The sequence below is a fragment of the Methanosarcina sp. Kolksee genome (assembly GCF_000969945.1).
GTDB classification, from domain to species: Archaea; Halobacteriota; Methanosarcinia; order Methanosarcinales; family Methanosarcinaceae; genus Methanosarcina; species Methanosarcina vacuolata.
Window position 1 is genome coordinate 3439659 of record NZ_CP009524.1, and the last position, 22940, is coordinate 3462598.

The 22940-nt window shown below is 42.0% G+C and carries 15 protein-coding genes and 3 rRNA genes; 9 read left to right on the plus strand and 9 right to left on the minus strand.

Annotated elements, in window-relative coordinates:
- Nucleotides 1–548 precede the first annotated feature (548 nt).
- The 4 genes from MSKOL_RS14165 (at nucleotide 549) to MSKOL_RS14180 (ending at nucleotide 4280) form a co-directional block, all read left to right on the plus strand.
- Nucleotides 549–1358 (plus strand): winged helix-turn-helix domain-containing protein, encoded by an 810-nt coding sequence (locus MSKOL_RS14165; RefSeq protein WP_048157239.1) that lies wholly within the window; start codon nucleotides 549–551, stop codon nucleotides 1356–1358.
- Nucleotides 1359–1622: 264 nt separating this feature from the next.
- Nucleotides 1623–1913 (plus strand): hypothetical protein, encoded by a 291-nt coding sequence (locus tag MSKOL_RS14170; protein ID WP_048157240.1) that lies wholly within the window; start codon nucleotides 1623–1625, stop codon nucleotides 1911–1913.
- Between the two features lie 367 nt (nucleotides 1914–2280).
- The gene (gene fae / locus MSKOL_RS14175; protein WP_048158387.1) at nucleotides 2281–2763 is read left to right on the plus strand and encodes a formaldehyde-activating enzyme; all 483 of its coding nucleotides are present in this window, start codon (nucleotides 2281–2283) and stop codon (nucleotides 2761–2763) included.
- A gap of 1109 nt (nucleotides 2764–3872) precedes the next feature.
- The gene (locus tag MSKOL_RS14180; RefSeq protein WP_048121952.1) at nucleotides 3873–4280 is read left to right on the plus strand and encodes a DUF1699 family protein; all 408 of its coding nucleotides are present in this window, start codon (nucleotides 3873–3875) and stop codon (nucleotides 4278–4280) included.
- Nucleotides 4281–4720: 440 nt separating this feature from the next.
- On the opposite strand, the gene ahbC is transcribed toward MSKOL_RS14180, so the two are convergent.
- The 4 genes from ahbC to cobA form a co-directional block, all read right to left on the minus strand.
- Nucleotides 4721–5920 carry a 12,18-didecarboxysiroheme deacetylase gene (gene ahbC / locus MSKOL_RS14185; RefSeq protein ID WP_048157241.1) on the minus strand — a complete coding sequence of 400 codons (1200 nt, stop codon included), beginning with the start codon at nucleotides 5918–5920 and terminating at the stop codon, nucleotides 4721–4723.
- Between the two features lie 1082 nt (nucleotides 5921–7002).
- The gene (locus MSKOL_RS20415) at nucleotides 7003–7143 is read right to left on the minus strand and encodes a hypothetical protein (protein WP_156151104.1); all 141 of its coding nucleotides are present in this window, start codon (nucleotides 7141–7143) and stop codon (nucleotides 7003–7005) included.
- A gap of 664 nt (nucleotides 7144–7807) precedes the next feature.
- A complete protein-coding gene (locus tag MSKOL_RS14195; protein ID WP_048157244.1) occupies nucleotides 7808–8599 on the minus strand; it encodes a uroporphyrinogen-III synthase in 792 nt (263 codons plus the stop codon).
- Between the two features lie 40 nt (nucleotides 8600–8639).
- Nucleotides 8640–9407, minus strand: coding sequence for a uroporphyrinogen-III C-methyltransferase (gene cobA / locus MSKOL_RS14200; RefSeq protein WP_048157246.1), 768 nt, complete (start codon nucleotides 9405–9407; stop codon nucleotides 8640–8642).
- A gap of 568 nt (nucleotides 9408–9975) precedes the next feature.
- Between cobA and MSKOL_RS14205 the strand changes: the two genes are divergently transcribed.
- Both MSKOL_RS14205 and MSKOL_RS14210 read left to right on the plus strand, forming a co-directional pair.
- Nucleotides 9976–11859, plus strand: a complete 1884-nt coding sequence (locus MSKOL_RS14205; RefSeq protein WP_231592255.1) for an alpha-amylase family glycosyl hydrolase — start codon at nucleotides 9976–9978, stop codon at nucleotides 11857–11859.
- Between the two features lie 151 nt (nucleotides 11860–12010).
- Nucleotides 12011–12928, plus strand: coding sequence for a ribonuclease Z (locus tag MSKOL_RS14210; RefSeq protein ID WP_048157253.1), 918 nt, complete (start codon nucleotides 12011–12013; stop codon nucleotides 12926–12928).
- A 221-nt stretch (nucleotides 12929–13149) separates the two neighbouring features.
- Here the strand turns inward: MSKOL_RS14210 and MSKOL_RS14215 are convergent, their stop codons facing one another.
- Nucleotides 13150–13410 (minus strand): hypothetical protein, encoded by a 261-nt coding sequence (locus MSKOL_RS14215; protein ID WP_048157255.1) that lies wholly within the window; start codon nucleotides 13408–13410, stop codon nucleotides 13150–13152.
- 346 nt (nucleotides 13411–13756) lie between these two features.
- Nucleotides 13757–14875 carry an AAA family ATPase gene (locus tag MSKOL_RS14220; RefSeq protein WP_048121969.1) on the minus strand — a complete coding sequence of 373 codons (1119 nt, stop codon included), beginning with the start codon at nucleotides 14873–14875 and terminating at the stop codon, nucleotides 13757–13759.
- Nucleotides 14876–15666: 791 nt separating this feature from the next.
- On the opposite strand from MSKOL_RS14220, the gene MSKOL_RS14225 reads away from it, so the two are divergent.
- The gene (locus MSKOL_RS14225) at nucleotides 15667–15855 is read left to right on the plus strand and encodes a hypothetical protein (RefSeq protein ID WP_048107671.1); all 189 of its coding nucleotides are present in this window, start codon (nucleotides 15667–15669) and stop codon (nucleotides 15853–15855) included.
- Between the two features lie 458 nt (nucleotides 15856–16313).
- On the opposite strand, the gene rrf is transcribed toward MSKOL_RS14225, so the two are convergent.
- From rrf to MSKOL_RS14240, 3 genes are all read right to left on the minus strand, one after another.
- Nucleotides 16314–16435: ribosomal RNA gene (gene rrf, locus MSKOL_RS14230) — 5S ribosomal RNA — on the minus strand.
- A 71-nt stretch (nucleotides 16436–16506) separates the two neighbouring features.
- Nucleotides 16507–19414: ribosomal RNA gene (locus MSKOL_RS14235) — 23S ribosomal RNA — on the minus strand.
- Between the two features lie 209 nt (nucleotides 19415–19623).
- Nucleotides 19624–21101 (minus strand): 16S ribosomal RNA (locus MSKOL_RS14240).
- Together the 16S, 23S and 5S rRNA genes form the textbook arrangement of a ribosomal RNA operon.
- Nucleotides 21102–21819: 718 nt before the next feature.
- On the opposite strand from MSKOL_RS14240, the gene eif1A reads away from it, so the two are divergent.
- Together eif1A and MSKOL_RS14250 are read left to right on the plus strand one after the other, a co-directional pair.
- A complete protein-coding gene (gene eif1A / locus MSKOL_RS14245; protein ID WP_048157257.1) occupies nucleotides 21820–22155 on the plus strand; it encodes a translation initiation factor eIF-1A in 336 nt (111 codons plus the stop codon).
- A gap of 1 nt (nucleotide 22156) precedes the next feature.
- Nucleotides 22157–22939 carry a serine protein kinase RIO gene (locus tag MSKOL_RS14250; RefSeq protein WP_048121974.1) on the plus strand — a complete coding sequence of 261 codons (783 nt, stop codon included), beginning with the start codon at nucleotides 22157–22159 and terminating at the stop codon, nucleotides 22937–22939.
- Nucleotide 22940: the final 1 nt, after the last annotated feature.

A 22940-nucleotide genomic window follows, 5' to 3' on the forward strand; every position in this document is an offset into this window, starting at 1 on the left:
ATTCAATGTAGAATATTCCAACCTGAGAAATGCACAACAACTTTATCATATAGTTGTAAAGTGGAATGCATTGCTTGACATTGTTTTTCAGATTTGATTAGATTATTAAATTTTCAGCAAAGACATGAAATTTACTTTTACCCATACAATTTGAGAAGGATATACAATTTTAAAAAATGAATTGATAACTTTTAAAAAGTTAATCTACAACTCTTTGAGAACTATTCTTTGAGAAACTATTCTTTTGAGAAACTATTCTTTTGAGAAACTATTCTTTTGAGAACTATTCTTTTGAGAACTATTCTTTTGAAAAACTATTCTTTTGAAAAACTATTCTTTTGATAAACTGTTTGAGTTCGTTCTCATTTATTACTTAATGTTTAAATTTAAAATGTTCTTATATAATTCTGAGGTTGATATAACCCCTAAATTTTGATATAAGGTATTTTTGAATCTGGTACTCATCTTTAAGTGTATAAAATAAATGGAAATGTATTTATAACTGTCGTACTATATTTTCATGATAAGCTTTTTTAATGGTGATCTGGATGGGCTCAAAAATCGGGTTAATGGAACTGGTCTTTCGGTCGGAGAGACGCAGAACCCTCCTGATTTACCTTAAAGATGAGCCCAGATCCATAGATGAAATTCAGGAACACCTATCGGTAGATTCTGTCTCTATCCTCCCCCAGCTTAAAAGACTTAAGGACAGAGAAATAATTATACAGAAGGATCACACTTATGAGCTTTCCATTATGGGAAAAGCGATTGTAGATAAGATGTTGCCTCTTCTGGGTACTCTGGAAGTGTTCGAAGATAATTTTGATTACTGGTCACGACGGAGTTTCGATGGAATCCCCTTTTTTTTACGAAGTAGAATCCTGGAGTTAAAAAGCTGCAAAATTATCCGTCCGGATCTGAGCCATATGTTCGAACTGGACCCCAAGTTTGTGGAAAATCTCCTTCTTTCAAGGCAGGTTATCAGCTTCAATTCCTATTTTCATCCCTCACTTGTTTCTCTCTACCTGGAAATCGCAAAAAAAGAAACTCAAATTTCTTTAATCCTGACCGAGCCTGTGTTAAAGAGGTTTAAAGCTGATTACAGCGAAAGTTTCCAAACTCTGGTTCAGTTTGAACATGTCAGTTTGTCTCTTTTTCCGAAAAACTCTAAACTCGCAGGAGTTACAGTTACAGATAGGTTCTTCCTGCTCACCATTCTTCCTCAAGTAAAGTTTTTTGAGCATGAAAGCCTGTTCAGCTCCGAGCCTCAAGCTCTCAAATGGGGTACCGATCTATTTTCATATTTACAAAAGGAAGCCGTTCCGGTTTCAGTCAAAACGAATGCAATAATTCTTTAGATTTTACTTCATCTCGAGTTAAATGTAGATGAGTTAAATGTAGATAATCGTGAGTAGTGAGCATATAGCAGTTAGACCCTTATGTAAAAGTTCTAAAAGCTCAAAATATGTAAAGCTCAAAATATATAAAGCTCGGAATATAAAGGTTTTCAGGTTGTTCGAAAAGCTTAAAATACATAGGTTTTCAGGTATCAAGTGTGTCTAACCATTTACCTTCAATAACTGTTTAATGGAATAAGAGGCTAATATTAGTGGGGGATAACTATGAGTTTCACGCTTAATATCGAAACTAATTTCTCGCCTCAGGAAGTGACTGAGGCTATTCGCTCGGCTCTTGAACATGAAAAGCACGTCGCCAGATATAAGATCAAAAGTTATTCTGCAATCTGCAGGGATTTTGAAACAAAATTCGGGTTCAGTTCCGCTGAACTCCAGGCAAAACTCGAAACTCCAAATCGAAACAAAGAAAGCAGTTTTTTCGATTGGTATGCAGCAAAAAGAGGGCTGGACCACTGGAACAAAAGACTTGACATCCTTTCAGGTATTTCTTTTTGAACCGAGACTTTAAGTTTCCAGTCATTACATTGAAGCTGTATCGGCATAGTTTTGCCTTTTGAAGCTTTATTTGAACATTTCTGTTTTTCTGTATAATTTACTTATTCCCTTTTGCGCCTGGATTTCAAACTCCTGTTTTCGTTTCCCTATTTAATCCAGAATTGGCAAATTATTTATGTATGTGTATAAGTATTAACAGGGTTAATCATTCTCCCTAAGGAGTAATCATGCTTAATAACTAATTCGCCATCATATCCCATTGATGATATGAAAATTGATTCTCTTCTCTCTGGCGATTTTGGGTATTAAGTCTTTGGTTGTAAAATATGCTGAGGTGTTAAATCTGGTCAAAAATATCCTAAAAAGTATGGTAGGAGAAGCTCTCATAGGCTCCGGTCCGGAAGTTGCACACATAGACCTGGTTATCGGGCCTAGAGGAGGCCCAGTTGAAGCAGCGTTTATGAATTCGCTTGCAATGCCCAGACAGGGTCATACCCCACTTCTTGCAGTCCTGGAACCAAATCTCCAGCCCAAACCTGTAACCTTGCTTGTAAATAAGGTAACGATAAAAAACGTATCGCAAGCTGCTCTTATGTTCGGACCGGCTCAGGCTGCAGTCGCAAAGGCAGTTATGGATTCTGTAGCTGATGGAGTGCTTCCTGAAGAACAGGCGGATGACACTTTTATTATCGTTTCCGTATTTATTGAATGGGATGCGAAAGATAAGGACAAAGTTTACGAATTTAATTATGAAGCGACAAAGCTTGCAATAGCAAGAGCTATGGAAGGCAGTCCTACTGTCGAAGAAGCGCTTGCTAAAAAAGATTCAGCAAAACACCCGTTCGCCTGAATTATAATTTAGCACAATTTAAACTTCAAAAGCAATTTGTTTCAGGTTGAAACTTGACTTCTTAAACTGCGGACAGTGGGATCTCAGAGTTTTTATTTACTCTAAGAGAGACTCTGCCTGCAGTCTTTTCTAAATAATCCTGGCTTGCAGTATCTCTGAACAGCTGGTCTTTCCAGAGTAAATAGTGCCTGACATATACAGCACGTTATACTACCCCACTTCAACGACAGGCTCTAATGCTATATCTCTAGCCTCAATTCCCAATATATGTCTCTCAGAAGCTAAAGAAGCCTGTAAGGAATAGAAACCCAATCTGATTTGAAAACAGAATCAGAAAACCATATTATTAGCTCAGGATTCTAAAGTGATAACACATTCAACTGACCAAATGCCGAATCTACTAATTATTTTTTAGTTAAAAGAAGCCAGAAACTAAAAGTTTATCGTAAAGTTTGTGTTAATAGTTAATCGGAAAAATATATACGCAGTAGGCTGATACCTTGCTTTTTCCGGTAGTAGGTAACCTCAGTCCTTATTATTCCCTTTGGGGACAATTGTATTTCTCAAAGAATATCTTTCTCCTAAAATTATTTCCTGTTTTTTGTTTTTAATTTCTGGATTTTATCTTTTTATTCCTCTTAAGTACAAAGCTATCAGATGATCTGACATCAGGATTATATGATAGCAGGCTGGCTTTTTCGTTCAGGGTTTTGCAGTACTATATGGTCATACGCACAATGTTGTATTGCCATAATATTTCTCAAATTTTATGAGTATAGTATCTCTGTGTTTGGAGTCTTTCAGGAGTACATTTAAGAGTGCTTAAAGGAGCGCGTCCAGGGACACGTTCAGAGACAGTTTCTTGTTTTTTTCTATTAGTTCCTTGCTGAGAAAGTTCTCGCTAGAACTAAAATTTCTGAGTTATGATTATTTTTGCAGGTCTTATTCTTTCCAGGCTTTTACCGGCCTTTATGATGACCGAAACGGATATTGGAGACTTAATGACTGCGTAAAAAATAAAAGCGCGGGCAGATAAATATTTATAATAAGTATAAGTAGTTTATATTGAGGTAAAAAAATAAGAACTTTATAGTGGGGGAATTACATACATGAAGATTAGAGTAGTTAGTTCCAGAGAGGAAATATTCACTCTCAATCCTAATGAGCGTGTTGTTCATCTGGCCTTCAGACCTTCGAACAAAGACATTTTTGCACTCGTTGAAACCTGTCCGAAAATTGAGGTAATTCAGTTGCCCAAATCTTATAGGCGCACGGTTTCGAAATCTATAGAAATGTTCCTTGAGATGCAGAGGATCCAGCTTATCGAAGGCGATGTCTGGGGTCACAGAAAGGATATTAACGAATACTACAGTATTCCTTCTTCAGTCATTGACAAAATAAGGGAGCTAAAATCGGAGGGAACACCTGCTGAAAGAATCGAAGAAAAGGTCGCAAGGGAAAGCAAACTAAATCCTGAGATGGTTGCATATATCCTGACCAAGGAAGCTTCTGCCTGAATAAGTATCAGCCCAGAAATTTTCACTAGATTCTTGAGTGCAGATAAAGCCATATGAATAGTCTCAAATCTTTGAGAATATCCTTTATCATCCAGATTCCAGCTTAAACCTTCAATTTTTAAGGAGCCTTAATAGGTTCCCTGATCCTGGACAGTAGCGTGAGCTTTCCGGGGCAGGGAGACTCCATCTGTTTTTTAATTATTGTGCAATTGTTGTGCATTTGATGATCCGTTTGTATCTGATTTGAATTATATATATGAATATCATATGTTTATATATGGGATAAAACGCCATCCACAAATAAACAATCATAAAGTTATAACTCGAAGGAAAAAAGCCAGTGATAACAGGCTTACAGAAGAAAATTTAAAAAATCGTTGTTTGGAAAGTTAAGAAATAATAGAAATTGGATAAACCGGAATAAAATAAAGCCTGAAATTTCAGGCTTCGTAGTATCCAATTTCTTCTTTTGTAAGATAACATGCAGGGTCATCTGCCCATACATTTCCGTATACAGCTTCGGCCCGTACCCTGAAATTCCCATTGCAAACATCGAGCCATTTGCACCTGGCACAACGGTCTCCATGAACTTTTATCAGGGGTTTTCGGTTTTTAAGCCCTGCCATGATTTCATCGCTCAGGTCAGTCCAGATTTCACTGAATGGGCGTTCCCGCACATTTCCAAAGGAATAGTGCCTCCAGAACTGGTCGGCATGTACCGCCCCGTCCCAGGATACGCAGCCTATACCTATCCCTGAAGAATTTCCCTGGTTCATGGAAAGAAGTTCAAATACCTTGGCAGCCCTTTCAGGATTTTCTTTGAGGAGCTTCATGTACAGGTAGGGGCCGTCACAATGGTTATCCACTGTCAGGACTTCGGCAGGAAAACCTTTTTCGTGAAGTTTTCTTGTCCTCTCGAGTATCAGGTCTACAGCCTGCCTGGATTCCTCAAGGGAAAGGTCTTCATTTACCATTTTTGAACCCCGACCTGCATAAACCAGATGATAGAAACATATTCTTGGAATTTTTTCTTTTTCAAGTAGGTCAAAGATTGCAGGAATATCCCTTACATTTTGCTTGTTGATGGTAAAACGCAGGCCAACCTTTATGCCTTCTTCCTGGCAATTGTGAAGCCCTCTTAGAGCTGCATCGAACGCCCCTTTCATGCCCCTGAATTTGTCATTCGTTTCTCTGATCCCATCAAGAGAAACTCCTACGTAAGAGAGACCGACGTCCTTTAGCTTTTTTGCCAGATCCCGGTCTATGAGCGTCCCGTTTGTAGAGATTACAGCCCTCATCCCTTTTTCACGCGCGTAGGCTGCAAGTTCAGGCAGGTCTTTTCTCATGGTTGGTTCCCCTCCGGAAAAAAGCATTACCGGGCTTCCGAAACTCGCAAGGTCATCGATAAGAGCTTTGCCTTCTTCAGTTGAAAGCTCATTTTCAAATTCTATGTCCTTTGCCTGGGCATAACAATGGACACATTTCAGGTTGCAGCGGCGGGTCATGTTCCAGACTACAACTGGCTTTTTATCCTTTGAAAACTGCAGCAAGTGAGAGGGAAGCTTTTTTGATTCCCTTCCATAGCGGAGGGCATCTGAGGGTTCCACGGTTCCACAGTAAAGTTTTGAAATGCCTATCATGTCGATCCGTCAAAATTGAGATTGTTTTACAGAAATAAGTAAACAATTCGAGATTGTTGTCTATTTTAACTTAGCTTTCTGATTGTTTTGTATTTGTAGAGACAGGGTGAGTATATGACATTAACGATTATAAAGCTAAGGTCCGAATGCCCGGACTTGAGGATATGACCAGAAAACCCGAATATCCGGAAGTCAACCGAGAAAAATATTCTCAATTACATATTTTCGATTTGTAAAATTATCTATTTGCCGATGACATAAAACCTCTTCGAATTTGATATATATTTGATATATCTGACTGTTTCTTCGACCCTATAAGTATCATACCCTGCTTTCCATCTATTTCAAAGTGGTCAATCCATCCGGGAGGCCTGCATTGTCAGGTTATCAGGAGTTGTTACCATCCTGCTGTCGCCAAAATATTCAATCCGCTTTCCTTTTCGCCGGTTAATTTGATCGGTCATGGTTTCATCTCATGAACGGTATACTGTTGTTGAAAAGGCATAATTAAAAACGTCGGTATCGTGGTCGATCATCGCAAAGACTTGAGTTTTCTTTCGGGATAGAAGGGCCGGAAGTCCCGACGAATGGAGTTTCTCATCTCGCAATAATATCCATGATTTTGATTGCTATCGCTTCAACCAGCAGGCTTGTGAATGACAGCGCAGTTTGACAAGATCTTCGTTACGGAATGACAGTGCAGTTTGACAAGGTTTTCGTTACGAGATGCCATCGCAGATAACGATTGATGCAGTAATGGCTTTGAAAATCTCTTTTTTCCAGGTATTAGCAACGATTCTGGAAAAGCAGAGTTTTTTTCCTCAGAGTAGTCAAAGGCGTGTGTGTTCCGCAGGAAGGTTTGAAAAAAGAGCATATTTTGAAAGAGGGTATATAAAAGAAAGTCGAGGTTTAAAAAAGAGGTCGGACTTACGCAGTTGAACTAAAAAATCAACAGCATCAGACCGGTACTGTTTAAAACATGAATTACATGAATTTAATCCACATTCTTTGACGTAATTGATTTTGTTCTTCAAGTGCGTAAGTCCTGAGATAAAGAGCTCAAAAACACTTATTTTGAAGTGTTAAAAACCACCCTGTCCCGGGACAGTTTTACGTTTCAGGCATCTGAAATCAGTTTCTTTTGGAGAAACATATTCCATTATCCTCATGCAAAATCCATAGGATCTGCTGTACATTTCGCATTCTCCACATCTTACTGGCATCTGTTCCGTTAGCTTTTCCTCCCGTATATTACATTTTAATTATATTTTGTTCTTAAAGTGAATAATTTTCTAAAGTTATATACTTTACCCATAATTTTAGATTTGTTTTAATTCATCTATGACTATTTTTCATCCCTTTCATAACGGATTTCAGAATTACTTAAAGGAAAGATGCAGGGTCGATTGCAACTTAAAGTACACGGATTGAGAGCATTATTATGAAGGAATTCCTTTAGACTGTTTTTTAACTTAGACTGTCTCTTAAATATAATATTAAATATAATATTTAATATGAGAAGTAAAGAATTCACATTCGGTGTGCTTAATGATGACAAACGTGGAGATATACCCGTCACCTGACCTGCAAAAAAGGGACTCATGGATTATGAGAAGCAAATTTGACATATATCAAAGGTTTATTTGAACCATTCCAGAAATTCGTACATTGGTACGACAAAAGACCTCATGGGCTTTTAAGTGTTGTTATTTCGAACAGGTTTTATGAGAAAAGCACGGTTTTATGAGAAGAGCACGGTTTTATGAGAAGAGCACGGTTTTATGAGAAGAGCACGGTTTTATGAACTCATTCCCATATAACGTGGTTCTCAAAACGATTTGAGTCATACTTTTAGGGCAGTTATTCAGTTACTTTTAAGCTGACTTTTCAGAGCTCTTTTTTCATAGCCTTTATCAGGGCTTCGAAGGTAAACTCTTCAGGGATCACATCCGCATTGACACCATATTTTTTCAGGGTATTTCCTGTAGGCGTTCCTATAGCTCCTACCACGGCCCTGCTGAGAGATTCTTTTATGGTTTCCTCTGCTCCCAGCTCTTTAGCATGCTTCATAAAGCCTTTAACCATCATCGAACTTGTAAAAGCAAAAGCATCCACTTCCCCTGCGAGCGTGCGCTCTATCAACTCTCTCTGGATCGCTCCTTCAGGAATACTGAGAGTGTATACGTGGGTCTCATAAACCGTAGCTCCGCACTTTTCAAGCCCTTCTATTAAGACTTTAGCCCCAAAAGAGCTCCTGGCAAGGTCCACCGTATTTCCTGCGACCTCGGGGCAGAGAGCTTCTACAATTCCTTTGGAACTGTAATCTCCCGGCAAAAAAGAGTTGTCAATTCCTATTTTTATGAGTTCTTTTTCCGTATTAGGCCCGATGGCAATTACCTTGATTTTTTTAAGCGCTGTAATGAAATCTTTCTTTTCAGTTTCAGAAAGCTTGTCTAGAGTAAAACTTATTCCGTTTGCACTGGTAAAGACTACATAATCCGAAGATCCCTCAAGGACTCTCTGGATAAAGGGCTCAAACCCTTCATCTTTTATGCCTTCAAGCTGGATCATGGAGGCATATAAGGGCTCAAAACCGTAATCTTGCGCAAGCGCCTCTGATTTTTCCCTGTAGCTTTCCGGCCTCATAATTGCGAGAACAGGTCTTTTTTCTTCTGCCATATTCCTCTCTCCTGTTATATCCCGTTATTTCCGCGCCGGGTTAAAAGTCAGCTCCTGTCCGCTGTTCCCCGAGAATATCGTGCAGGCGTACAACATCCCCTACAACCGTAATAGCTGGAGCCTTTACTTTCCTTTCTTCTGCCAGGCTGGCGATGTTTGCAAGGGTCCCTAGAGTTACTCTCTGGTCGGCCCTGGTTCCTCTCTCAATGACTGCAACAGGAGTATCCGGGGCTTTGCCGTGCTTCATGAGTTCTTCTGCATTCCGGCCGAGCATCTTCACACCCATAAGGATTACAATTGTTCCGCCGAATTTTGCCAGGGTTTCCCAGTCAAGTCCGCTTTCTTCTTTTGTAGGATCTTCATGCCCTGTGATGAAAGTAACCATAGAGGTGCTTTCCCTGTGAGTTACAGGAATTCCGGCATAAGCAGGCACTGCTATCGCAGAAGTAATCCCAGGCACAACTTCAAACTCAATTCCTTCGGCTACAAGCACTTCGGCTTCTTCTCCGCCTCTTCCGAAGACATAGGGATCTCCTCCTTTAAGCCTGACTACCATCTTTCCTTCTTTTGCTTTCTGCACAAGCACTTCATTAATCTCAGCCTGGGTCATGGTATGGTTGCCGGCGTATTTCCCAACATCAATTTTTTCCGCACTTGTCGGCATTGAGTCAAGAATAGCTTTTCCAGGAAGCTGGTCAAAAACAATTACTTCAGCACTGTCAATTAGCCGGCGGGCTTTCAGGGTAAGGAGCTCAGGGTCGCCTGGACCAGAACCCACAAGATAGACTTTTCCGTAATTTTCTGACATGTGACGACGGTTCCTTTATGTTTTTTGGATAGAAATGTATAATCTGGAGAAGGTTAACGAGTTTTTAGAATATATAATATCCTGAAAATCAAGCCAGAAATAATGCACTTGAATCGCACTTGTTTGTATTGTTGTACCTGTTTATCTTTGTGTTTGAAACTTAATATATCCAGAATCCCTGTATCCTTACTAACAACCTGAAAATTTTCAGCCATTTTGTTGTCATTTGCTGGAATCTGCAGTTTGGGGACATTATCAGAAGCATTTTTCCGAAATATTGTTTCACAAGTTATATGGAGTCTTATTCTTAATTGTATATTTATATATTTATTATGTGACCTTTATTATATGACTTTAATCATTTTTTTATATATTATGTTCTAATGTATATGAAGTCGGTATATGAACTTTGTATATGAACTTTGTATATGAACTCGGTATATGAACTCGGTATATGAACTCGGTATATGAACTCGGTATATGAACTCGGTATATGAACTTTGTATATGAACTCAAATGTACACTTTAATTCTAAAATATAAGCCATAGTTTCTAAAATAATCAAGGAGTGGAAAACTTGCCAAATGAACCTGAACTTCTGCCGCTCCATAAGCTTGGGGCACGGAAAGATGAACAAACTTTTGGGAAAATAAATTTTGGGATTTTTTTACCAGGCATTTCGGAAGAGGGAGAATATGAACTCTTTGTGAGGGTTATTCATGAAAAGGACCAGTTCCTTCAGGATATACCTCCAATGGACTTTGAAATGGAACATTCAATAGACCCAGATTACGGGGACTACTGGTCTGCAGCGATAAATATTGAAGCTAAAGATAAGCTAAAGCCATTTTCTGCGTGGGGAACCCCCGGAAAATATGTCTATCGATATTGCCTTAAAACTCCAAAAAATCCAGAATTTATTGACTGGATTATCGATCCCTTTGCCAGGGAATTCGGGGTTGGGAAATTATCTGCTTTCACTCTCGGGTACGAACACTATACGTGGGACAAAAATGAACTGGAATGGAAAACCCCTTTCATAAATGACATTGTCCTTTACGAACTCATGATCAACGAGTTTGGGGATGATATAAAAGGGACGATTGACCATCTGGATTACCTCGCAGACCTCGGAATTAATTGTATAGAACTGATGCCTCTTTCAAACGTTGAGAAAAGGATAGACTGGGGATTTGCACCGATTGGGTATTTCGGGGTGGACGAACGTTTCGGAAATCGAAAAGATATGCAAGAATTGATCGATAAGGCTCACCAGAAAGGCATCGCGGTCATAGTAGATTCGGTTTACGCACATACAAGCCATCTTTTTCCGTATTACTATGTTTACAACCAACTTGGATACCCTCAGAATGAAAATCCCTTCATGGGCCCTTTTGCTGAAAACGCTTTTGGAATAAGTACAGACTTTAATCAGAAATTTACCAGGGATTTCTTTTTAACAGTCAACAATCACTGGCTTGACCGTTATCATGTAGATGGTTTTAGATACGACTACGTTCCCGGTTACTGGCTGGAGAATGAGGAAAATGGCTACGCCAAACTTGTAAGGGATACATACCAGCTTGTTAAGGCAAAAAAAGGCTCTTCTGATCACTGGCAGCGATTTTTTGAAGGAGAGTTTGTAAACCTAATCCAGTGCGCTGAGCAGCTTCAGAAACCTGTTGAAATCCTGAATAAAACCTATAGTAACTGTACCTGGCAAAACGAAACCCTGGATGCGGCCAGAGGGATATATGGAAATTGTGAAAAATTGACCAAGCTTGGTTCCCTCTTCGGACTCTCAGGCTATCAAGGAGAAATTCCGAACAATGGAGATAAGATTACAAAAACCGCTCTTCAGTATCTGGAAAATCACGATTATTCCCGGTTTATCTGTAATTTTGGAACAATAGCCAGTGATAATGAGCTTTTGAAGGAAGGCTATCGCGCCCTCTGGTATAAGGTACAGCCTTATCTGATAGGCATGTTTGCAGCAAAGGGCATTCCAATGTTATGGCAGGGGCAAGAGTTTGGGGAAAACTACTGGCTTCCTCAAGAAGGATGGGGAAGAGTGCTTTTGTACAGACCTGTGCGCTGGGAATATTTTTATACGTCTGAAGGTCGGTCCCTAGTTAATCTTGTCAGGAGACTGGTTAAGCTTCGCAGGAATAACCCTCAGTTTACCAGAGGAGAGCATTATTTCTACAATGATTATACCTTATATCAGTCCCGAAATGTCATGATGTTTTCCCGGACTTACAAAGGTGTTTTCAGCCTGGTTGCATTGAACTTCGGAGCCCAGGATCAGGTGGTTTATTTCAAGTTTCCATCTAATGGTAATTACCGGGAAGAACTTCATGGTCAGGATAATTTAAAAGGGGTTTCTGCAGGAAAGGACGTACAGCTTAGCATTCCCAGCAACTATGGAAAAATATGGACATTGGCAGTTTGAGACATATGCAGACATAAACATCTTTCTGAAGATGGATATTAAATATAAACAATTTTAATTCACGATGGGTTTCTCGGATACATTAGGTGGTAATTAATAAATACCTCTTGAGCACTAGTGAATTCAACATTTGAGTACTAGTGAGTTCAACATGCTTCGTATAACTTTTCTTGGTACTGGAGGTTCTCTTCCAACCCGCAACAGAAACCCATCGGCAGTAATGGTTAATAGGGAAGGAGAGCTTATCCTGTTCGACTGTGGAGAAGGAACCCAGCAGCAGATGATGAGGGCAAAGACAGGGATGATGAACCTGTCCTCTATTTTTGTCAGTCATTTCCATGCGGACCATTTTCTGGGAATTCCTGGCCTGATCCAGACTATGTCTTTTATGGGAAGGAAAGACCCCCTTCTGATTTACGGCCCTGAGGGAACCAGGGAATTTACTGAGCTTTTTAAAGCCCTTGGCTACTTCAACCTTAAGTACGAAGTCCAGGGCGTCCAGTTGAAACCAGGAGATGTTGTTGAAAGAGAACAATATGTGATCCGGGCTTTAAAAACCGAACACAGCATCTCAAGCCTCGGATACGCCCTTATAGAAAACCCTCGCCCAGGGCGTTTCAACAGGGAAAAGGCGATAGAACTGGGGATTCCTCCAGGTCCTCTTTTCGCAAAATTGCAAAAAGGAAACAAGGTAGAAGTCAATGGAAAGACCGTAAAACCTGAGGATGTAATGGGGAATTTACGGCCGGGGCGAACTGTTGTATATAGTGGAGATACCAGGCCCTGCAAGCCCGTTCTCGAAGCCAGCCGGGATGCAGATGTGCTGATACATGACGGAAGTTTTGCGGACGATATGGCAGATTGGGCTGAAGAGTCAAAACATTCGACAGCAGGAGAAGTTGCAGCTCTTGCAAAGGAGGCAAAAGTCAGGAGTTTGGTCCTTACCCATATCAGCTCCCGGTATACTGATGATGTTGAACCTCTTCTGACCGATTCGAAGAAAGTGTTTGAAAATGTAATTATAGCCGAAGACCTGATGGAAATTGAAGTCCCGTACAGGTCGAAATAAGGCTTAACTCTTATATTCAAAATGGCTCTTCGCTGTTTTGTATGGGTTGAAAATAATTGTTTAGTTAGAAAGCATTGAGATCAAAATTCAAAGTACCTTCCAAAAAGACTCTAAATGGCCTTTAGAGAAAGACTAAAAAATTTCCAAAGATATACACCCGGACGTTTTAGTGAAAAGAAGTTGTCGCAGATATAATCTGCCCACAACAGAATTAGAATAGTTTAGACGAGAGTCCAATCCAGTTTTTTATTTTCGGCATCGTAAAGTGTCACCTGCATGGTTTTGTCTTCGACTTCATAGACAGGCCTGATACCTAAATAAAGACTGTCTCCATGATTAATATTAAGTTCACCATTCACTCTTCCGAAGTATACTCTACCTTTTGTACCATTTTCTTCTACTGTTATACCTTTCCACACAAGGTTTTGAATTACATTTACAACTTTACACTCAAACCGGTCGACTTCACGTATCTCATTCATGGGGATCCCTTTTAATTATTATTTAAGATATGTTTAAGAGTTTATAAAACTCGTTCCGTTAGGAAATAACGATTTTTATACATAAAATTATTCCTGTTCTTCATAAAGAAGAAAAATATGTAAAAGTGTTATACTGAAGCAGGTAAAAGCATTACATTAAAGCAAGTAAAAGTATCATACCGAAAGCAGGTAAAACACTGGTACTCTAAAAAGCTAGATATTAAAAACAATTATTTTTTAAAATTAGTTTTTAAAATTAGTTTTTAAAGTTAGCAATCAAAAAGTCGGTACTTATTTTAAAGTACCTTAAAATTTCATAATTTAGCAGTAATGTACCTCCTTCGGATCAAACGTAAAGCTCAGAAGGGCCTTGAGGTGTGTCTTTCCTGCCAAGTTTTGCAAGCGCATTTTCAAGATCCTTGTTTGTTACTATTTCACGCTCTTCTATAATTGCCTGGTGAAGAGCAGTTTTTAAAACCTTTTCAACAAGGTCTCTGCCCGAAAGCCCATTTGCTTTCTTTGCAAGTGCCCGGAAGTTACAGTCCTCTACCTGCAATGGGAAGGTTTTTACATTTGACTCGAATATCATGATGACTTCTTCTTCTCCAGGAAGAACAAACTCAATTTCTTCTTCGAACCTACTTCTTATAGCTGAGTCCAGGGAATATATCCTGTTTGTAGAGCAGATAGTACATACTCCATCGCGTTCTACTATGCCATCCATTTCGGTCAGAAGAGCGTTTACAATTTCACTAACATCTCCCCTCAACTCCTGGAATTTTCGATCCAGGGCTATGGCATCGAGCTCGTCAATAAAGATTATACAGGGAGCCATCTCTTCTGCTCGGTCATAAAGCTGATGAATCTGGCGGGCTCCATCTCCCACATATTCCCCTATCAGCTGTGTAGCTTTAACAGGAATGATGGGGACATCGGTTTTGTTCGCAAGACCCTTTGCAAGCATGGTCTTTCCGGTGCCGGAAGGCCCGAAAAAGAGGATATTTCTTGGCGCCCATTTCCCAAAGCGTTCGGGCTCTTCAAGGAAACGTTCAATCAGCCTGCACTTTTGCTTTGCAAGTTCCTGCCCGATTATGTCTTCAAATTTAACGCTACTCTTTATTTCTGCCGAGGAGGGAAGCCCATTTTCTTCTTCAGTTACAATAATTGAGGTTGAAGTTCCTATTATGGATTCTGCAGGTTCCACATCTATGATACGGTAAGCAAAATCCGGGAACATCCGCCGATCAAAGAGATAATCTCCTTTACGAGCAACATATCCATTCCACTGTTCTCGGGCATAGAATTCAAAAACATCCCGATTTTCAATAACAGGATATTCGTCCATCATGCCGCTTAACGGATAACCTTCAGGCTTCAGAATCAGAAGCTCAGAGGTAGATCTCCCAAACTCGGTATTACTTTCATGAGTCTTTTTCGCGTTCACTCTTTGTGAGACTGGTCGCACTTTGTAATCAACTCGAATACTTTTCTATGCCTCTATAGTACTATAGTACTATAGTACTCAGAAGAGCTAATAAAATTAACCCCATAAACAAGGCAAAATATTCGACTGCGAAAGGCTCGCTCACTTTATGAAGATGAGAAAGGTCTTCTAAAAGCCCTGTCTTTAAGTTGCTCCTGGAGTAACTATCGGTTAGGTTTCGTTTCAGGATTCAAGCAATTGTTATATATTCAGATATTCAATGTAACAATGTATAAATCCTGTAGAACACCATATAAGTGTAAAATATTTATATGAGTAGCCAAATAGGTTATTTGTTGTTTGAAATATGTTTGAATTAATGGTTGTGTAATATAACATATAACAGGCTTTCTAAAGATTCTGATATTAGAATTTTGAGGTTGTGTTTCTATTATAGTACACATGAAGGTCTGATGTAAAAGACAAAGCTAATATATAAGGTAAATAATATAAAACTTATAATTATTGAATGAAACGGGCTCTTCGCTATTACGTATGGATAAGATGATTTTCAACTCAAGACCGCATCGGTTTTCATAAGAATATTATGAGAATATCCACACAAAACAACGAAGAGCCATGAAACGTATGTTCAAACTGTTTGAAAATCTATCAATAATGTTGAGTAAATTACCTGACTAATATATTTATGTATAGAATATTTAGAGATCAAGTATTAAATTAGCAGCAATAAATATTATGTCGGTAATACAGCAGACTAACGACTTAAAAATGTAGTGCCTAATTAAGGCCAGTTTCAGAGTATGATTTTTATGTTTACTATGGAGAACACGGAAGGTTTCGACCAGAAAACTCTTGATAAGATGAATGCTGAAGTCAAGAAAACTATGAGCAAGCACGATCCTAAATCGAAAGATTACAAAAAGTTATTCGAGCAGGTTGAAGACCAGATCTTCGACAAATATTGTTCTGAGGTATTTAGACCCTCTCTCAAACTTTAATAATTTACCTTTTTGGATTTAATTGCTAATTAAATCCAAAACGACAAATTCTTTTTTTTATTTTGCTTGATGAATCCATATTAATAAGTTGATATTTTTATAGTCTATAATTTAGTAATTTTTTAATAGCCATTTCTTTTTTGTAAGTTAAGATTTTATTCAGGCGTCTTTTTTGAGGATTACTAATGATTCTTCAGTCCCAACTTTTGAGACGTTAAGTTCTTTCATCAGATCTTCGTTTACCTTCTCACATTACCCCATTGTACAAAACACCCGGTTACCAACCATGAAAAAAGAGAAGGAAAAAGTAATGGAAAGAAGAGAAGGAAAAAGTACCAGAATATAAACAGAGAAAACAAAATAGAACTATCAACGTAAAATTGTCACTGGAAAAAGACATAAAATTAATCAAAAACCAATTAAAAACAGATCATGAAAAGTAAAGTATTATAAGGTGAGTATGGCAGCGATCCAGAGTTCCCGAAGGCTCGCACACTTCAGTACAGTAAGGAACGCGGGCAGGCTTATCTACTGTGTTCGGGATGGGTACAGGAGTTACACTGCCGCTATGGCCGCCAGACTCAACCTATAAGTGGGATTATGAAATGAAGTCATGTATAGTGCTGCATACTGGATTTCGCCTGGACTTGATTAGGAAAGGAACGGATGGTTAGTTAACGCGGACTGAACACCTCGTTGCCTTGGTGCTTACATCCCGTTTCTATCAAACCGGTCTTTTACCGGAATCCTTAATGAGGTCTCTTTTTAGGTTAGATTTCGAGCTTAGATGCATTCAGCTCTTATTCCGAAGCGCGTAGCTGCCCGGCGATGCCTTGTCAGACAAACGGTACACCAGTGGCGCCGCTGCTTGGTTCCTCTCGTACTAAAAGCAGCTTACCCGCAGACCTCGAACACCTCTAGTAGATAGTAACCGACCTGTCTCACGACGGTCTAAACCCAGCTCACGATCTCCTTTAATAGGCGAACAACCTCACCCTTGGCCGCTGCTGCACGGCCAGGATGGAAAGAACCGACATCGAGGTAGCAAGCTGCCGGGTCGATATGTACTCTTGCCGGCAACGACTCAATTATCCCCGGGGTAACTTTTCTGTCATTTTTGGCCCCCACCAAGGAGGCTCAAAAGTTCGCTAGAGCCGACTTTCGTCTCGTCATCCACTGCTATGCTGAATAACGTCAGGCTGACTTATGCTCTTGCACTCTTCAGTGAGTTTCCGACCCACTTGAGTCAACCATTGCGCGCCCTTGATATCTTTTCAAGGGCGTCCCGCCCCAGGCAAACTGCCCACCTATCGGGGTCCTCTTCGCAGAGTTAGGGTCGTAGTCCCAGAAGGGTAGTGTCCCAATTGCGGCTCCACGGATGCTGGCGCACCCGCTTCGATGCCTCCTACCTACACTGTACATCCAGAACCACAACCCAACGACAGGCTGCAGTAAAGCTCCACGGGGTCTTCACTTCCCCCTAGAGGTCTCTAGACTGTGCACTAGAATGTAAGCTTCACCGGATTCCAGTTAGGGACAGTAGGGCTCTCATTGATCCATTCATGCAAGTCGCCAATTAAGCGACAAGGTACTACGCTACCTTAAGAGGGTCATAGTTACCCCCGCTGTTTACAGGCCCTTCTTCCCGTTGAAACGGGGTTTCAGGTACCTGCACTGAGCAGGATTCAGAGATTGTACTAGCCCTTACGGGTTTGCAATCTCCTATGTTGGTATTAGACAGTTAGAGCCCCCTGGTCACTGCGACCTGCTGTCTTCACAGCAGGCACTCCTTATCCCGAAGTTACGGAGCTAATTTGCCGAATTCCCTTAACTGAAGTACTCCGACACGCCTTAGCCTTTTCAGCTAGGGGCACCAGTGTCAGATCTTGGTACGGACATTTAGCGGCCTTTTCACGGGTCCCTGGGTGCAGCCGACTTTAGCCATTACAGATTCGCCCGCTTCTCGCCATTACGGCTCTCCACGGGGTTCGCTGCTTAGACGGCGCGACGACGCCGCTCGGCCTGCCCTGAGACGTCAGACGGATTGCTAAATGGTACAGGAATATTAACCTGTTTCCCTTTCGGCGTACTCGAATTACGGTACGTCTTAGGACCGACTAACCCTCGGCTGACGATCATTGCCGAGGAAACCTGGCCCCTTCGGCGGCAGGGATTCTCACCCTGCTTTGCTGCTACTATTACCAGGATTTTCGTTTGCGAACGGTCCACAGGACTTTACAACCCTGCTTCAGCCCGAACGCAACGCCTTCCTACGAGATTACCTTGCGGTACTCCGTGGTATCGGTGGTCGACTTGAGCCCCGTCAATTTTCGGGGCCCCAAACCTCGACTGGTGAGCTGTTACGCACTCTTTGAAGGGTAGCTGCTTCTAAGCTAACCTTCCAGCTGTCTTGGGCTTGGGACGCCCTTTAGTATTAACACTTAGTCGACACTTGGGGACCTTAACCACGGGCTGGGTTGTCTCCCTTACGGACTACAAGCTTACCCCAGCAGTCCGGACTCCGACTTTCTACAATGACGGTGGGTTTGGAGTTTGACAGGCGGGCGAGGGGTTTCCCCCCCGGAACCGCTAATCAGTGCTCTACTCCACCGACGATCTCCAGTCAGGTCATGCTGCGACATGTTTTGGAAGGAACCAGCGGATGCCGGGTTAGATTAGCATTTCACTACGAGACGCAGGTCACACGAATGATTTGCAGATCAATACCGCTTGCGGTCCTCCACGTAGCTTTCGCCACGCTTCAACCTGCCCACGCCTAGATCACCCGGCTTCGGGTCTTACCCCAGTGACTCCACGCACTTGTATACGTCGTGCCTCGCCCGAAGGGCTGCGCACATGTTGCTTTCGCTTCGGCTGCCCAAATATAAGGTTAGCCATTGCCACTGAGATAAACTCCCTGGCCCGTTCTTCAAAACGTAAGATACGACACTGGCAGTGATATTCGTACAACATTCTCGCGAATGTTTCCTTCATATCAGAGTTCCTTTCATGCCGTATCGTTCTATCACTATCAGGTTTCAGGCACTTTGCACCTCCCTTCTCGGGGTACTTTTCAGCGTTCGGTCACCCTACTATTTCGCTATCGGTCTCAAGTAGTATTTAGTTTTGGAGGTTGGTGCCCCCCAGATTCCCGCACGATATCCAACGCACGGTACTCAGGGACATGTTCCGGTCTTTTGGTTTACACATACGTGACTGTCACACTCTACGGTCTGCCGTTTCAGGCAAGTTCTGTTTAGCCGCCGGACGTTTGAACAGCCCTACAACACCACATTTCCCTGTGAAGGGATTCGGTTTGAACTGTGCCGTTTTCACTCGCCGTTACTCACGGTATCTCGGTTGATTTCTTTTCCTGCTCCTACTAAGATGTTTCAATTCGGAGCGTTCCCGATCATTACTGATCACTATGGAGAGGTCCCATTCGGAAATCCCGGGTTCATTGGCTCCTTGCACCTACCCCGGGCTTATCGCAGCTTGGCACGTCCTTCATCAGCTCTTGAGCCGAGCCATCCACCTGATAGCATAATTCCTGTGTATCCTAACCAGGTCCAGAAAGCGTCCAGTATACAGCACCTATACATGACTTCATGTACCTGCGTGTCAACGCAGGCAATCCGCCCTTCCCCGAAAATTTACTTTCCGGGTGCATTTGATGAGTTTGAGTTGATCATGAGATTATGATCGATGATTTTAATGGTGAGGATTTTGTTCGGTTTATCGGCATCTGGGCAGTGGGTTTTTTTGCTTAGGAGGTGATCCAGCCGCAGATTCCCCTACGGCTACCTTGTTACGACTTAACCCCCCTTGCAAAGCACAGGTTCGAACACGACACAGAGTTCGTGCCCTCACCCATACCTCACTCGGGTGGTTTGACGGGCGGTGTGTGCAAGGAGCAGGGACGTATTCACCGCGCTATATTGAAACGCGATTACTACGGATTCCAGCTTCACGAGGGCGAGTTACAGCCCTCGATCCGAACTAAGGATGGGTTTGTGAGATTACCAGCCCTTTTCAGGGGAGGGGCCCATTGTCCCATTCATTGTAGCCCGCGTGTAGCCCGGGAAATTCGGGGCATACTGACCTACCGTAGCCCGCACCTTCCTCCGATTTAACACCGGCGGTCCCCACAGAGTACCCATCATCCCGGAGGACATGCTGGTAACAGTGGGCACGGGTCTCGCTCGTTGCCTGACTTAACAGGATGCTTCACAGTACGAACTGGCGACGGCCATGCACCTCCTCTCAGCGATTCAGGCAAGGTCTTCAGCCTGGCCTACATATTGCTGTCGTCCCCGGTGAGTTGTCCGGCGTTGAGTCCAATTAAACCGCAGGCTCCACCCGTTGTTGTGCTCCCCCGCCAATTCCTTTAAGTTTCAGCCTTGCGGCCGTACTTCCCAGGTGGCTCGCTTCACGGCTTCCCTGCGGCACCAGACACGGTCGCGCCATGCCTGACACCTAGCGAGCATCGTTTACGGCTGGGACTACCCGGGTATCTAATCCGGTTCGTGCCCCCAGCTTTCGTCCCTCACCGTCGAACCCGTTCTGGTAAGACGCCTTCGCCACAGGTGGTCCCACAGGGATTACAAGATTTCACTCCTACCCCTGTAGTACCTCTTACCTCTCCCGGTTCCAAGTCTGGCAGTATCCCCCGAAAGCCTAACAGTTGAGCTGTCAGATTTCCCGGAGGACTGACCAAACCGGCTACGGACCCTTTAGACCCAATAATCACGATCACCACTCGGGCCGCCGGTGTTACCGCGGCGGCTGGCACCGGTCTTGCCCGGCCCTTGCTAACAGGTGTATTTTACACACCTGGACAGCCAGCATATGATGCTAGCACTCGGTGTCCCCTTATCACGGTTTCCCGCATTGTAAAGTTTTCGCGCCTGCTGCGCCCCGTAGGGCCTGGATTCATGTCTCAGAATCCATCTCCGGGCTCTTGCTCTCACAACCCGTACCCGTTGTAGGCTAGTAGGTACATTACACCCACTACTACCTGATAGGCCGCAGACCCATCCTTGGGCAGACGAATCCATTTTACGCATAAAGCATTCCAGCATATGTGCGTTATCCGGAATTATCCCCAGTTTCCCGGGGTTATGCCGGACCCAAGGGCAGGTTATCCACGTGTTACTGAGCAGTACGCCATGTTCACGAAGAACATATGACTCGCATGGCTTAGGCGAACACCGATAGCAGTAACCTCTGGCAGGATCAACCAGAATTGTTAATGTATCGCACACTTCAAAATAAAGGTCTTGGTCGCAGAAACTTGCACTAACAACTATCAATTCAGTTATTTCAGTTTCGCGATGATATGTTATGAAAACTCTCACCGCCCAGAATTAACCGAACCGACAAAATCCTCGTCAGTCAGGAAACAACTCCTGACTCCATTATTAATGAATCGTAATTGCTGCATGTATGATGCAGGAAATTATAGTTATGTGCTCATAGTATTTAAAGGTATTTATCCCCTTCCAAATTAAGAAGGAACCTTAACCAGATGACTATGAGAAAAACCGCCCAGCACAAGAAATTCATGCTGAAACAGGGAACACATATACATCATTTTTAATATATAAAGCTTTTTGTTCAGGAACATTTGAGAAAAACAAATTAAATAAATAATGGAAATCTGTTTTGTAAAATTCCTGACTTTCACTCTTGAATTACAAATTCAAGAGCAATCCACGCTTGTTTTGCGCGTGGAACATACAAAGGAATATCCGATATATATACCTGTCGCCTGGGCAATTACTTAGAAAAAAATAATAATAAGATCGGAGAAAAAGAGAATAGAAAAGCGCAGCATTAAAATATTAGCAGAAAGTTGAAAGCTGCAAGACAAATAACCTTAAAACTCGAAAAAACGATATATAAGGGATTTAAGTGTATAAAAATAAAAAATATACCTATAATATAAACTACACATAATGAGGTATCAAACTGGCAGACTTAAAGAAACCTACATCTAAAGCCAAGCCCGCAACTGAAGAAACCGTTACAAGAGTACGCACACCGCGCAGAGAGAATAACGAAATCCTGGCAACCGTTGAGAGTCTACTGGGTGCAAACCGACTGAGACTCCGTTGCATGGATGGGGTCGTTCGTATGGGGAGGATTCCAGGTTCAATGAAGAAAAAAACCTGGATAAGAGAAGGAGACGTCGTTATTGTCGTGCCCTGGGAGTTCCAGAACGAAAAGGCAGATGTGATCTGGAAGTATACAAGGCCGCAAGTAGACTGGCTTGAGAGAAAAGGGTACCTGAAAGGATAATATGGGAATGGATCAGGAAAAGAAGATAAGGCGCATAGATAGCGCTAAAGATAAATCCAGGGCCAGGGAGAAGGACTCCGACCGGCTGAAAGTAGAAGAAAACGTATTCGATGTACCCACCCTTAAAATTCTTTATACCCTTTCCAACAAGGGCGTAATAAAAGCAATGGGGGGATCTATCAGTACTGGAAAGGAAGCAAACGTATTCTATGCCGAAGGCCCAGATAAAGAGCTGGCTATAAAAATATACAGGATTGCAAGCAGCACCTTCAGGGCCATGGATGCCTACATTATGAAGGACCCTCGCTTCACAAACATCCGAAATAAAAAGCGAGACATTATTTTTGCATGGACACGCAAGGAACTTCAGAACCTGAAACGTGCGAAAAGTGCAGGAGTACGAGTTCCGGAGCCCATACTTGCCGAAAAGAATATTCTTATAATGGAATTTATGGGGGAAAAAGAGGCACCTTACCCGCTCCTCAAAAACACGCATCTTGAAAACGAGGAAGCAAAGAGTATTTTTGATATCATCGTTGAATACATGCGTCTTCTATATAAAAAAGCAAATCTTGTACATGCCGATCTAAGTGAATACAATATCCTGATCGACCCGAATAACCTGACTCCCATATTTATCGATATGGGGCAATCCGTAACCCTGGAGCATCCTAATGCCCGGGAGTTCCTTTACAGGGACGTGCAAAATATACTCAGGTTCTTCAGCCGCTATGGGATAAAGGACAAACCTGAAGATCTATTTAAAAAAATACAGGCGGAATAAC